The sequence below is a fragment of the Streptomyces xanthophaeus genome (assembly GCF_000725805.1).
Lineage (GTDB): Bacteria > Actinomycetota > Actinomycetes > Streptomycetales > Streptomycetaceae > Streptomyces > Streptomyces xanthophaeus.
The window spans coordinates 149,685-162,469 of the sequence record NZ_JOFT01000012.1; the positions used below are offsets into that span (position 1 = coordinate 149,685).

A 12,785-nucleotide genomic window follows, 5' to 3' on the forward strand; every position below is an offset into this window, starting at 1 on the left:
CACCAGCACCGCCATCATAGACATGCGAAACGATCGATTCGATCGATTCCGATCAACTGGTCATTGACGGCCTTGCGGAAACGTTCATATATTCGGCGGCGTCCCGCATCTCACAGCATCTCGACCTCTCTCGGGAGTCAGCGCATGCTCACGCACGACCAGGACGGCTTCCGGCGCGCAGACCACCCCCACCGCATCGTCTCGGGGGCCCTGCACTACTTCCGGGTCCATCCCGACCTGTGGGAGGACCGGCTCAAGCGGTTGCGCGCCCTCGGCGTCAACACCGTGGACACCTACGTCCCCTGGAACTTCCACGAGACCGCCCCCGGCAAGGCCGACTTCACCGGCTGGCGCGATCTCGGCCGCTTCCTGCGCATCGCCCAGGACCTCGGCCTCGACGCCATAGTCCGCCCCGGCCCGTACATCTGCGCCGAATGGGACTTCGGCGGGCTGCCCGCCCGGCTCCTCGCCGTCGACGGCCTCCACCTGCGCTGCTCGGACCCGCGCTTCGAAGCCGAGGTGGACGGCTGGTTCGACCTCGTCGTCCCCGAGCTTCTGCCGTTGCTCGCGAGTCGGGGCGGACCCGTGGTCGCCGTGCAGATCGAGAACGAGTACGGCTCGTACGGCAACGACACCCGCTACCGCGCCCACGTGGAGCAGGCCCTCGTCGAACGCGGCGTGGACTGCCTGCTGTTCACGGCCGACGGCCCCGAGGACGCCATGCTCCAGGGCGGCATGCTCCCCGGACGGCTGGCCACCGCCACCTTCGGCGCCCGCCCCGCCGAACGCCTCGACGCCCTGCGCCGCTACCAGCGGACCGGCCCGCTCGCCGCGATGGAGTTCTGGATCGGCTGGTTCGATCACTGGGGGGAGGACCACCACGTCCGCGCCGTCCAGGACGCGGCCGACTCGCTCGACGAACTCCTCGCCACCGGCGCCTCCGTCAACCTCTACATGGCCCACGGCGGCACCAACTTCGGTTTCTGGGCCGGCGCCAACCACACCGGTTCCCGTCCCGGCGAGCCCGGCTACCAGCCCACCGTCACCAGCTACGACTACGACGCCCCGATCGGCGAGGCCGGGGAGCTCACCCCCAAGTTCCACGCGTTCCGCGAGGTCATCGGCAAGTACGTACCGCTGCCGGACGGTCCGCTGCCCGAGCCGCTCCCGCGGATCACCCCCGCCCTCGCCACCCCGGCCGGCACCGCCCCGCTGCTGGCCGCCCTCGACCTGCTCGCCGGCCCACCGGTACTGCGTCCGGCCCCCGAGCCGATGGAGCGCCTCGGCCAGAGCCACGGGCTGATCCACTACCGCACCACCGTCACCGGCCCGCGCCCCGCCATGCCCGTCAAGATCGACGGCCTCGGCGACCGGGCGTACGTCCTCGCCGACGGCGTGCCCCTCGGCGTCCTCGACCGCAACGCGCCCGACGAGGGGCTCGACCTGCCCGTCGGCGAGGACGGAGTGGTCCTCGACGTACTCGTCCGCGCCCAGGGCCGGGTCAACTACGGGCCGCTGCTCGACGACCGCAAGGGCATCTGGCGCGGCGTACGCCACGGCCACCAGCAGCTGTTCGAGTGGGAGATCCGCCCGCTGCCGCTGGCCGATCTGACCGGGCTCGACTTCGCACCGGACGCAGTACCGGACACCGCACCGGACGCCGTACCGGACACCGCAGTGGACGCCGCACCGGACAACCGCGCGGAGCATGCAGAGGCTGCCCTGCCGGTCTTCCACCGCTTCGTCCACGCCCCGGAGCACGCGCCCGCCGACGGATTCGTCGACGTCTCCGGCTGGGGGACCGGCCTGATCTGGCTGAACGGCTTCCTCCTCGGCCACTACGACACGCCGCGCGGCCCGCAGAGCACCCTCTACGCCCCCGGACCCCTGTGGCGGACCGGAGAGAACGAGATCATCGTCCTCGAGCTGGAGCGCCCCGGCGCCGTACTGCCGCTGCTCGACCAGCCCGACCTCGGCCGCCCGACGGTCGTCACCCTCCAGTGAGAGAAGCTCCTCACGTGAAGCGCACGAGTTCCCGTCTCGCCGACGGCCGCGAGATCTTCTACTACGACAGGGACGACGGCGCGGCCCGCGCCTTCCCCGACACCCGGCCGCTCGGCGCCGCCCCGTCCCCGGCCACCTCCGAAGTGCGCCGGGACCCGCTGCTCGGCGACGCCGTCGTCATCGCCGCCCACCGCCAGGCCCGCACCTACCACCCGCCCGCCGACGACTGCCCGCTGTGCCCGTCCACCGAGGGGCGCGCGAGCGAGATCCCGGCCCCGGACTACGAGGTGGCGGTCTTCGAGAACCGCTTCCCCTCCCTCGCCGGTGACACCGGCCGCTGCGAGGTCATCTGCTTCACCCCCGACCACCGCACCTCCTTCTCCGAACTCGACGAGGAGCGCGCCGCGCTGGTGCTGGCCGCCTGGACCGACCGCACCGCCGAACTCGCGGCCCGCGACGGGGTCCGCCAGGTCTACTGCTTCGAGAACCGGGGCACGGAGATCGGCGTCACCCTGGCCCATCCGCACGGGCAGATCTACGCCTTCCCCTTCGTCACGGCCCGCACCGCCCGGATGACCGCCACCGTCGCCGCCCACCGGGAGCGCACCGGGGGCAACCTCTTCGAGGAGGTCCTCGCCTCCGAACGCGCCGAAGGCACCCGCGTCGTCCTCGAAGGGGAGCACTGGACGGCCTTCGTCCCGTACGCCGCGCGCTGGCCGTACGAGGTCCACCTCTACCCGCACCAGCGGGTGCCCGACCTGCCCGCCCTCGGCGACGCGGCCCGCGCCGAGTTCCCCCGCGTGTACCTGGAGCTGCTGCGCCGCTTCGACCGGCTCTTCGACCTGCCCGGCCCGACCCCGTACATCTCCGCCTGGCACCAGGCCCCGGCCGGGGACGGCCGCGCCGACTTCGCGCTGCACCTCGAACTGTTCACGGTCCGCCGCACCGCCGACAAGCTGAAATACCTGGCGGGGACCGAATCCGGGATGGAGGCCTACATGAACGACGTCCGACCCGAGGACGCGGCCGCCCGGCTGCGAGAGGTGGCGAGCCGGTGAACGCGACGGCGCGGGAATTCCGCGAACTGTACGGGTACGGACCCGAGGGGGTCTGGGCAGCCCCCGGCCGCGTCAACCTGATCGGCGAACACACCGACTACAACGACGGCTTCGCCCTGCCCTTCGCCCTGCCGCAGCGCACCGAGGTGGCCGCCGCCCGGCGCACTGACGGGATCCTCAGGGTCCACTCCGCCGACGTCCCGTCCGGCGCGGTGACCTTCGAGCTCGCCGCGCTCGATCCGGCGCAGCCCCCGCAAGGCGCCGACAGCTGGGCGGCGTACCCGGCCGGGGTGGTCTGGGCCCTGCTGGACGCTGATCTTCCGGTCAGCGGCGCCGATCTGACGATCCGGTCCGACGTGCCCACGGGGGCGGGCCTCTCCTCCTCCGCGGCGCTGGAGGTGGCCACCGCGCTGGCCCTGACAGACCTCCACGGGCTCCCGCTCACCCGGCCCGAACTGGCCGCCCTCGCCCGGCGCGCCGAGAACGACTACGTGGGCGTCCCCTGCGGGGTCATGGACCAGATGGCCTCGGCGTGCGCCACCGACGGCCACGCCCTCCACCTGGACACCCGCAGCCTGGAGCAGCGCCACATCCCCTTCGACTGCGCCGCGGCGGGCCTGCGCCTGCTCGTCGTCGACACGCGGGTCAAGCACGCCCTGGCCGACGGGGCCTACGCACAACGCAGGTCCTCCTGCCACGAGGCGGCCGCCGCCCTCGGACTGCCCGCCCTGCGCGACCTCCCGTACGGGGAACTGGACCGGGCGCTGGCCCGGCTCGGCGACCCGGTCCTGCGCAGCAGGGTCCGGCACGTGGTCACCGAGAACGAACGGGTCGTACGGACAGAGGAGCTGCTGAGGGCCGGGCGGCTGCGCGAGACCGGCCCGCTGCTCTCCGCGGGCCACGCCTCGCTGCGCGACGACTACGAGGTGTCCTGCCCGGAACTCGACCTGGCGGTGGCCACGGCCGACGCGGCGGGCGCGTACGGGTCCCGGATGACGGGCGGCGGCTTCGGCGGCTCGGCCCTGGCCCTGATCGACGCGGAGGCCGAGGCCGAGGTGGGCCGGGCCGTGACCCGGGCGTTCCGCGATGCGGGATACGCGGCGCCCCGCATCACGGCAGCGGCCCCTTCGGCCGGAGCGACCCGCCTGGTGTGACGGGCCGGCCCGCCCGGTGTGACGCGCGGGCCCCCTCCTGTGACGGGCGGCCCCGGTGCTGGGACGGCCGGGCCCGCCCGGCCGGCTCTCCCCGGCCGCGGCGGACGGGACCGCCCGGCCGGCCGGTCGGGGACGAGGTCCACTCCCGTTCCCACGCCACGGACCGACCGCGGGCCGGAGCGAAGTCCGCTGAGACCGCGGCGACTTCCACACCACCACCGGGCCCGCCGATGCCGCGGCGCGCACCACCCCAGAGGCAGGGCCCGTCGGCATGCGGCCGGCGGGCCCCTCCTAGACTGGCCCGAGGCCGGTCCGGCACCGTACGAGCGCGGAGGACACGAAGCACATGCGGTATCTCCCCCTGGGCAGTTCAGGTCTTCAGGTCTCCGCCGTCGGCCTCGGCTGCAACAACTTCGGCGGCCGCCTCGACGCCCGGGCCACCCGCGAGGTCGTCGACGCCGCCCTCGACTCCGGCATCACCCTCCTCGACACCGCCGACATCTACGGCGGCCGCGGCGGCTCCGAGCGCCACCTGGGCCAGGCCCTCAAGGGCCGCCGCGACCAGGTGGTCCTCGCCACGAAGTTCGGTTTCGCCGGCATGGACATGGAGTACGGACCCGCTGCCGGCTCCCGCGGCGGCCGCGCCTACATCCGCCGGGCCGTCGAGGAGTCGCTGCGCCGCCTGGAGACCGACCACATCGACCTCTACCAGCTGCACAGCCCCGACCCGGCCACGCCCGTCGCGGAGACCCTGGCCGCCCTCACCGAGCTCGTCACCGAGGGCAAGATCCGCTACATCGGGCACTCGAACCTCACCGGCTGGCAGCTCGCCGAAGCCGCCCACGTCGCCCGCGAGACGGGCGCGGCACCCTTCGTGTCCGCGCAGAACCAGTGGTCCCTGCTGGAGCGTTCGGCCGAACGAGAGCTGGTTCCGGCCGCCCTGCACTACGGCGTCGGCGTGCTCCCGTACTTCCCCCTCGCCAACGGCCTGCTGACCGGCAAGATCCGCCGCGGCGCGCCCGTCCCGCCCGGCTCCCGCCTCGAAGGCCGCGACGCCTACCTCACCGAGGAACGGCTCGACGTGGTGGAGGAACTGGCCGCGCTGGCCGGCCGGCACGGCCGCAGCGTCCTCGAACTCGCCGTCGGCTGGCTCTCCGCGCAGCCCGGCTGCGCCTCCGTCATCGCCGGAGCCACCACCGCGGAACAGGTCCGCGCCAACGCCGCCGTCGCCGACCGCCCGCTGGACCCCGGGCTGCTCGCCGAGATCGACGCGATCGCGCCGGGCGCACCCGCATGACGGGCCCGCTGCGCTGCGCGGTCCTCGACGACTACCAGGGGGCGGCGGCCATGCACGCCGACTGGTCCCCGCTGGCGGGCCGCGTGGAGGTGGTCGGTTTCCCCGACCACCTCGGCGACGAGGACGAGCTCGCCGCCCGCCTGGCCGACTTCGACATCGTCGTCACGCTCCGCGAACGCGTCGCCTTCCCGGCCTCGCTGCTCGACCGGCTGCCCCGGCTCAGACTGCTCGTCGCCAGCGGCATGCGGAACTCGGTGATCGACTACGCGGCCGCCGCACGGGGCGGCATCACCGTCTGCGGCACCGGCAGCTCCTCCACCCCGCCCGTGGAGCTGACCTGGGCCCTGCTGCTCGGCCTGGCCCGCGGGCTCGTCACCGAGAACGAGGCCCTGCGCGGCCGCGGCCCCTGGCAGAGCACGGTCGGCGCCGACCTGTACGGCAGCAGGCTCGGCCTGCTCGGCCTCGGCAAGATCGGCAGCCGCGTCGCCCAGATCGGCCTCGCCTTCGGCATGGACGTGACGGCCTGGAGCCCGAACCTCACTGCACAGCGGGCCGCGGACGTGGGCGTCGCGCACGCCGCGTCCAAGGAGGAACTCCTCGCGGGCAGCGACTTCGTCTCCCTGCACCTCGTGCTCGGCGAGCGCACCCGCGGCCTCATCGGCGCCGCCGAACTGGCCCTGATGCGCCCGACCGCCTGCCTCGTCAACACCTCCCGGTCGGCCCTGGTCGACCAGGAGGCGCTGCTGGAGGCCCTGCACCGGGGAAGCATCGCGGGCGCGGCGACCGACGTCTTCGACGTCGAACCGCTGCCGCAGGACCACCCCCTGCGCACCGCTCCCCGCCTGCTGGCGACGCCCCACCTGGGCTATGTGACACGCGGCAACTACGCCACGTACTACGGCGAAGCCGTCGAGGACATCCGTGCCTTCCTCGACGGCTCACCCGTACGCGTACTTCCCTAGCCCTGCGGGGCTCAGGCCCGCAGGGCCCCCACCCGGCTCAGGACACGATGTCCTTGCGGGAGAACCCGCGGAAGGCGAGGGCGAACAGCACCAGCGCGTACGACACGGACACCGCCGCTCCCTTGATCATGCCGCCCCACTCCAGCTGGGGCTGCAAGGCGTCGGCCCACGCGAACTGCCAGTGCGCCGGCAGGAACTCGCGCCAGGATCCGAGCGCGGTCACCGCGTCCAGCACGTTGCCCACGATCGTCAGTCCGACCGCCCCGCCGACCGCGCCCAGCGGCGCGTCCGTGCGCGTGGACAGCCAGAACGCCAGACCGGCCGTCACCAGCTGCGACACGAAGACGAACGCCACCGCCAGCGCGAGGCGCGGCACCGTGTCCCCGGCGGCGAGCGCCCCGCCCGCGGGGAGCTGCAGCGGCCCCCAGCCGTACGCGGCCGTGCCCACCGCCAGCGCCACCACCGGCAGCAGCACCATCGCCGCCAGGCTGAAGCCCAGCGCCACCACCAGCTTGCTCCACAGCAGCCGCGCCCGCGGCACCGGCGAGGCCAGCAGGTAGCGCAGCGAGGACCAGCTCGCCTCCGAGGCCACCGTGTCCCCGCAGAACAGGGCCACGGGCACCACCAGCAGGAAGCCCGCCGAGACGAACAGGGAGGTCGCGGCGAAGTTCGCGGCGGACGCCGTGGCCGTGTCGATGAGGGTGATCCGGCCGTTCCCGCCGCCCCGGCTGCCGGGACCGCCGCCGACGGCGAAGGCGACCATCAGGATGACCGGCAGCGCCGCCAGCACCCCGCCCATCACCAGCGTCCGCCGTCGGCGCCACTGCCTCAGCGCCTCCACGCGCAGCGGCAGCGTACGACTCGCCCGGTAGCCCGGGGCCACCTCCTGTACGGCGCTCATGCCGGACCTCCGATCAGGGTGAGGAACGCGTCCTCCAGGCGGCGGTGCGGCCCCACTCCGGTCACCGGCACCTCCAGCCGTACGAGTTCGGCGATCAGCCCGGCGGCCGTCGCCCCTTCGAGCCGTACGAGCAGCCCGTCATCGGCGGCCACCACGGAACCCACTCCTTCCAGCGCCGCCACCTTCTCGACGCCCACCTCGTCCACCGGCCCGGCCAGCGTCACCAGCAGGGTGTCGCCCCCGCCGGTGATCTCGGCGACCTCGCCCGCCTGCACCAGCCTGCCCCGGTCCATGACCACCAGGTGCGTACAGGACTGCTCCACCTCCGACAGCAGGTGGCTGGAGACGATGACCGTCCGCCCGCCCGCCGCGTAGCGGATCATCACGTCCCGCATCTCCCGGATCTGCGGCGGGTCCAGACCGTTCGTCGGCTCGTCGAGGATGAGCAGGTCCGGCATCCCGAGCATGGCCTGCGCGATCGCCAGCCGCTGGCGCATGCCCTGCGAGTACGTGCGCACCGCGCGCTCCAGCGCGTCGCCGAGCCCGGCGATCTCCAGCGCCTCCGCCATGTGCGAGTCCTCGACGGGCCGGCCGGTGGCCTGCCAGTACAGCTCCAGATTGGCGCGGCCCGTCAGGTGCGGCAGGAACCCGGCGCCCTCCACGAAGGCCCCGACCCGCGACAGCACCGGAGCGCCGGCCCGTACCGCGTGCCCGAACACCCGGATCTCCCCGGCGTCCGGGGAGATCAGCCCCATCAGCATCCGCAGGGTCGTGGTCTTCCCGGCACCGTTGGGCCCGAGCAGCCCCAGCACCTGCCCCTTCTCCACGCGGAACGACAGGTCCCGTACGGCGTACCGGTCCTGGGCCTTCGCGTACCGCTTGGTCAGCCCCGTGATCTCCAGCGGTACGTCGGCCAGCGCCGGGTCCGGCTGCGTGTTCGGCCCGCCCCGTCCGCCCGTGGCCCCCGGGCCGGTCCGGCGGATCCCGAGCAGTGCGGCGGCCAGCACGGCCGCGCCCAGCGGGAGTCCCCAGCTCCAGGCGGGCAGCCCGGAGGAGCCGGTGCTCACGCCCTCGGCGACGGGGACGGCCAGCGGGCCCTGCGCCGAGACCGTGTAGGCGGCCGGCGCGGCGGGGCTCGCGTAGCCGAGGTCGGTGGCGGCGACGACCAGCCGAAGCCGGTGCCCCGCCTCGACGGCGTGGTCGATCGCGGGCAGCGCGAGCCGGACCTCCTTGCCCTGCTGGGCGCCCTCCACCCGGACCGGGGCGACCAGCTGGTGGGGCAGGACCTGCCGGCGTCCGTCGGGCCCGACGTCGTACACCTTGCCGAACAGCACGGCGCTTCCGTCCGCAGCCGTCGACCTCACGTTCAGGGTGACGGTCGGGGTGCCGGTGATGCGTACGTCCTTGTCCAGGGGCTCCGATTCGAACCGTGCGTTCTGCCCCGGGAAGTCCAGCGAGAGCCCGGCGCCGAACGCGGCGAGCTGGCCGCCGATGCCGGGCAGGGCGGACAGTGCGGGCGGCGCCCCGCCCGCCGGATTGGCGAAGGTCTGCTCGCGCCCCGTCAGGGCGAACTCGCGGGGGCCCGGGGTGAGGCCCGGGTACCGGTCTCCGCTCGCGCCGCGCACCTGCACGGCGCCGTCGGTGGAATCGATGCCGCCCGAGCGCGAGACCCGGAACGCCGGGCCGGTGTCCGTGCCGCCCGCGGCCCCGTCCTCCTTGAGGTAGCGGTCGAACCAGGCCGTCACCCGGCCCTCGATGCGGTCCGCCTCGCTCATCCCGCCGTCGTGCCCGCCCGCCGCCCAGTCCACGGAGACCGGAGCGCCGTTGGCGGCGATGGCCTTGGCCATGGCATCGGCCTGATCCAGCGGGAACAGGGAGTCGTCCTGGCCCTGCACGACCAGGGTCGGCACCTTGATCCGGTCGCCGACGGCCGAAGGGCTGCGCTGCTCCAGCAGCGCGCGGGCCTCGGGATCGGGCTTCCCGGCCACCGCCACCCGCTCGTACATCGCGCAGAGCTCCGGCTGGAACCGTCCGCACCCGGGCGCGGGCTGCGGTCCGGCCGCCTGCGCTCCCTGCGGCCCGGACGAGCCGGTCTGCCCGGTCGGGCCCGTCTGCTCGGACGGGGCGGACGGTCCGGGCTGCATGCCCCCGGCCGAGCCGGTGGTGAAGAAGATCCCGGCCCACAGCTTCTTGAAGACGCCGCCGGGAAAGAGGGAGTCCGCCAGGTTCCAGTAGGTGATCTGCGGGGCGATCGCGTCCACCCGCCGGTCGTGCCCGGCGGCGAGCAGCGCCACCGCGCCACCGTAGGAGGCACCGGACATGCCGACGCGCGGATCGCCGTCCCCGTCGAGCTGCACCTCGGGCCGGGCCGCGAGCCAGTCCACGAGGCGCGAGACGTCCTTGACCTCGTACGCGGGATCGTTCAGCCCGATCCGGCCGCCGGAGCGGCCGAAGCCGCGCGCCGACCAGGTCAGGACCGCGTACCCGTCGCGGGCGAGCTGTTCGGCCTGGGCGCGGACGTCGTCCTTGCTGCCGCCGAAACCGTGCCCGAGGAGCACCGCGGGACGTTTGTGCGTGCCGCCCGCCGTGAAGTAGGAGGTGTCGACGGGGACCTCGGGCCCGTCGGAGCCGGGCATGCCGATCACGTGGTCCTGGCGGTGGACGGGCGGTGCGCCGTCGGACGCGGCCGTGGCGGTCCACGTACCGGCCCCCGCGACGACGGCGAGGGCCGCGGCGCCCGCGAGGAGGCGGTCGCGGCGGCGCCGGGGCAGTCGGAGCTTCATACGGGAACCCTAGACGCCCGGCGGCGCGCGCCCGAGCGCCGCAAGGGGGATGTCCCGACCTTCCCGAGGAGTACACGGACCGCGGACACGTACCGCACCTGCGGTACGGCGGCCCGACCTGCGGGGTGCGTCCGGGGGCGGGAGGATGGCCGCATGCTGCTGGCCGAACTCGCGCGCGCGTCCCGGGAGGTCGCCGGGACCTCCGCCAGGTCCCGCAAGACGGCTCTGCTCGCGGAAGTCTTCGCCGCGGCCGCCCCCGAGGAGGCCGACCTGGTGATCTCCTACCTCTCCGGGCGGCTCCCGCAGGGCCGCCCCGGCATCGGCTGGCGCGCCCTCGGCCGCCAGAGCGCGCCCGCAGCGGAGCCCACCCTCACCGTCCGGGCCGTGGACGAGGCGGTCACCGCGCTCGCCGCCGTCGCGGGCACCGGAGCCGCCGCCCGGCGCAGCGCCGTCGTCGACAGCCTCCTGGGCGCGGCGACCGCGGCCGAGCAGGACTTCCTGCGCAGCCTGCTGTCCGGCGAGGTCCGCCAGGGCGCACTGGACGCGGTGGCTCTGGAGGGCGTGGCCGCGGCCGCCGCCGTGCCGGCCGCCGATCTGCGCCGGGCCGTCATGCTCGACGGCTCGCTGCCCCGGGTCGGCGCGGCCGTCCTGGCCGGGGGAGCGGAGGCGCTCGGCGGGTTCACCCTCCGCGTCGGGCGGCCCGTGCAGCCGATGCTGGCGCACACCGCGTCCTCGGTGACCGCGGCGCTGGAGGCGCTCGGACCCTGCGCCGTCGAGGAGAAGCTCGACGGCATCCGCATCCAGGTGCACCGCGAGGGCCAGGACGTACGGGTGTACACGCGCTCCCTCGACGAGATCACCGACCGGCTGCCGGAGGTGGCCGAACTCGCCAGGTCGCTGCCCGGGGAGCGGTTCGTCCTCGACGGCGAGGTCATCGGACGGACGGCGGACGGGCGCCCCGTGCCCTTCCAGGAGATCGCGAGCCGGGTCGGATCGCGCATCGACGTGGCGGCCGCCCGCCGGACCCTGCCCGTCGCCCCGTACTTCTTCGACGTCCTGGTCGCCGGGGAGGAGGTCCTGCTCGACCTCCCGGTGCGCGAACGGTACGCGGCCCTCGCCGCCCTCGTCCCCGAGACCGCCCGGGTCGGCAGGCTCGTGGTCGAGGACCCGGCGGCGCAGGCGGCCGAGGCCGAGGAGTTCTCGGCCGCCACCCTGGGCCGCGGCCACGAGGGCGTCGTGGTCAAGGCTCTGGAGTCCTCATACGCGGCGGGCAGGCGGGGCAGGCACTGGCTCAAGGTGAAGCCCGTGCACACCCTCGACCTGGTGGTGCTCGCCGCAGAATGGGGCCACGGGCGGCGCACCGGACTCCTGTCGAACCTGCACCTGGGGGCCCGGACCGCCGACGGCGGGCACGCCATGCTGGGGAAGACCTTCAAGGGGCTCACGGACGAGATGCTGCGCTGGCAGACCGCCCGGCTGAAGGAGCTCGCGACCTCCGACGACGGGTTCACCGTCCGGGTGCGGCCCGAGCTGGTGGTGGAGATCGCCTACGACGGCCTCCAGCGCTCCTCGCGCTACCCGGCCGGCGTCGCCCTGCGCTTCGCCCGGGTGCTCAGACACCGCCCGGACAAGAGCGCGGAACAGGCCGATACCGTGGAGACGGTGCTCGGGCAGCAGCCCGGCCCAGGATGAATTTGCCTCTGAGGTAAGACGGATTGCCACCGGGGCAAGGTTCTGGCTCAATCGAGGCATGACAACCGGTCCCACCCCCGGAAGCCCCGGAGTCGAACCCGGAGCCGAACCCGGCCCCGCCGAGGAACTCCCCAGCGTCGCTCCGCAGCTGCGCGCCCTGCGCCGCCGCACCGGGCTCACGCTGGAAGCGGCCGCCGCCCGCGCCGGACTCTCGCCCGCCCACCTGTCCCGCCTGGAGACCGGCCGGCGCCAGCCCTCGCTGCCCCTGCTGCTGGAGCTGGCCCGCACCTACGGCACGACCGTCTCCGAGCTGCTCGGCGAGACACCCGCCGTCGCCGATCCCATCGTACGGGCCGGCGGTCCGGGCGCCCGCGAGGCCGACGGCTGGACGTACTGGCAGGCCGGCGGCTCCGGACGGGGGATGCAGGCCCTGCGCGTGCACGTCCCGGAAGGCCGCAGCCAGGGCGAGCTGGTCCGCGTACACCCCGGCGAGGAATGGCTGTACGTGCTGAAGGGGCGGCTGCGGCTGCACCTGGGGGAGACCGAGTACCTGCTGGAGCCCGGGGACAGCGCGCACTTCGACTCGCTCACCCCGCACCGGATCGGGGCGGCCGGCGCCGGCGGCGCCGACCTCCTGTTCGTCCACACCCTGCTGCAGAGCAGCCTCGCCGGGCTGTGCCTCGGCGCGGGCGCCACCACGCACCACCGATAGCCGAGGAGCCGTACCCGTGTCCCAGGGAGAGAACGACGTGTCACCCGTGTCCGAGACAGCGCCCACCACCGTACGGGCCCGCATCGAGTCGAAGTTCCCGCGCGGCCTGGTGATCCGGCTGATCGCCTACTTGTTCGTCGGCCACCTCTTCGCCTTCTTCGTCTACCTCCTCTTCGTCCTGGGCGCCGAGAACCAGTGACGCGAGGGGCGCCGAAGCCCTCC

At 74.3% G+C, this 12,785-nt stretch carries 10 protein-coding genes; 8 read left to right on the forward strand and 2 right to left on the reverse strand.

Features of this window, described 5'->3' with window-relative positions:
• Positions 1 to 144 precede the first annotated feature (144 nt).
• From IO30_RS0106585 to IO30_RS0106605, 5 genes are all read left to right on the forward strand, one after another.
• Entirely contained in the window at positions 145 to 2,004 is a 1,860-nt protein-coding gene (locus IO30_RS0106585; protein WP_031140229.1) for a glycoside hydrolase family 35 protein, read from the forward strand.
• 14 nt (positions 2,005 to 2,018) lie between these two features.
• Complete coding sequence (gene galT, locus IO30_RS0106590; protein WP_031140230.1) at positions 2,019 to 3,062, forward strand: galactose-1-phosphate uridylyltransferase; 1,044 nt, start codon at positions 2,019 to 2,021, stop codon at positions 3,060 to 3,062.
• Positions 3,059 to 4,216, forward strand: coding sequence for a galactokinase (galK, locus tag IO30_RS0106595; protein ID WP_031140231.1), 1,158 nt, complete (start codon positions 3,059 to 3,061; stop codon positions 4,214 to 4,216). Before galT ends, galK begins: the two co-directional genes overlap by 4 nt.
• Positions 4,217 to 4,562: 346 nt before the next feature.
• On the forward strand, positions 4,563 to 5,513 hold the full coding sequence (locus IO30_RS0106600; RefSeq protein ID WP_031140233.1) for an aldo/keto reductase: 951 nt from the start codon (positions 4,563 to 4,565) through the stop codon (positions 5,511 to 5,513).
• The gene (locus tag IO30_RS0106605) at positions 5,510 to 6,475 is read left to right on the forward strand and encodes a D-2-hydroxyacid dehydrogenase family protein (protein WP_031140235.1); all 966 of its coding nucleotides are present in this window, start codon (positions 5,510 to 5,512) and stop codon (positions 6,473 to 6,475) included. The genes IO30_RS0106600 and IO30_RS0106605 overlap by 4 nt, the downstream gene beginning before the upstream one ends.
• A gap of 37 nt (positions 6,476 to 6,512) precedes the next feature.
• Here the strand turns inward: IO30_RS0106605 and IO30_RS0106610 are convergent, their stop codons facing one another.
• On the reverse strand, positions 6,513 to 7,376 hold the full coding sequence (locus tag IO30_RS0106610) for an ABC transporter permease (protein WP_031140237.1): 864 nt from the start codon (positions 7,374 to 7,376) through the stop codon (positions 6,513 to 6,515).
• Positions 7,373 to 10,159 carry an alpha/beta fold hydrolase gene (locus IO30_RS0106615; RefSeq protein WP_031140239.1) on the reverse strand — a complete coding sequence of 929 codons (2,787 nt, stop codon included), beginning with the start codon at positions 10,157 to 10,159 and terminating at the stop codon, positions 7,373 to 7,375. The genes IO30_RS0106610 and IO30_RS0106615 overlap by 4 nt, the downstream gene beginning before the upstream one ends.
• Positions 10,160 to 10,312: 153 nt before the next feature.
• On the opposite strand from IO30_RS0106615, the gene IO30_RS0106620 reads away from it, so the two are divergent.
• The 3 genes from IO30_RS0106620 to IO30_RS40130 are packed head-to-tail and all read left to right on the forward strand — an operon-like array spanning position 10,313 to position 12,762.
• Positions 10,313 to 11,851: an ATP-dependent DNA ligase gene (locus IO30_RS0106620; protein ID WP_031140241.1), complete on the forward strand. Its 1,539-nt coding sequence runs from the start codon at positions 10,313 to 10,315 to the stop codon at positions 11,849 to 11,851.
• 58 nt (positions 11,852 to 11,909) lie between these two features.
• Positions 11,910 to 12,563, forward strand: a complete 654-nt coding sequence (locus IO30_RS0106625) for a helix-turn-helix domain-containing protein (protein WP_031140243.1) — start codon at positions 11,910 to 11,912, stop codon at positions 12,561 to 12,563.
• A gap of 46 nt (positions 12,564 to 12,609) precedes the next feature.
• Positions 12,610 to 12,762 (forward strand): DUF6126 family protein, encoded by a 153-nt coding sequence (locus tag IO30_RS40130; protein WP_234321617.1) that lies wholly within the window; start codon positions 12,610 to 12,612, stop codon positions 12,760 to 12,762.
• The last annotated feature ends 23 nt before the right edge of the window (positions 12,763 to 12,785 follow it).

Coding starts and splice junctions, on each gene's coding strand:
- IO30_RS0106625 (WP_031140243.1), top strand. CDS start 11,910: ATGACAACCGGTCCCACCCCCGGAAGCCCCGGAGTCGAACCCGGAGCC.
- IO30_RS0106605 (WP_031140235.1), top strand. CDS start 5,510: ATGACGGGCCCGCTGCGCTGCGCGGTCCTCGACGACTACCAGGGGGCG.
- IO30_RS0106610 (WP_031140237.1), bottom strand. CDS start 7,376: ATGAGCGCCGTACAGGAGGTGGCCCCGGGCTACCGGGCGAGTCGTACG.
- IO30_RS0106585 (WP_031140229.1), top strand. CDS start 145: ATGCTCACGCACGACCAGGACGGCTTCCGGCGCGCAGACCACCCCCAC.
- IO30_RS0106620 (WP_031140241.1), top strand. CDS start 10,313: ATGCTGCTGGCCGAACTCGCGCGCGCGTCCCGGGAGGTCGCCGGGACC.
- IO30_RS0106615 (WP_031140239.1), bottom strand. CDS start 10,159: ATGAAGCTCCGACTGCCCCGGCGCCGCCGCGACCGCCTCCTCGCGGGC.
- IO30_RS0106600 (WP_031140233.1), top strand. CDS start 4,563: ATGCGGTATCTCCCCCTGGGCAGTTCAGGTCTTCAGGTCTCCGCCGTC.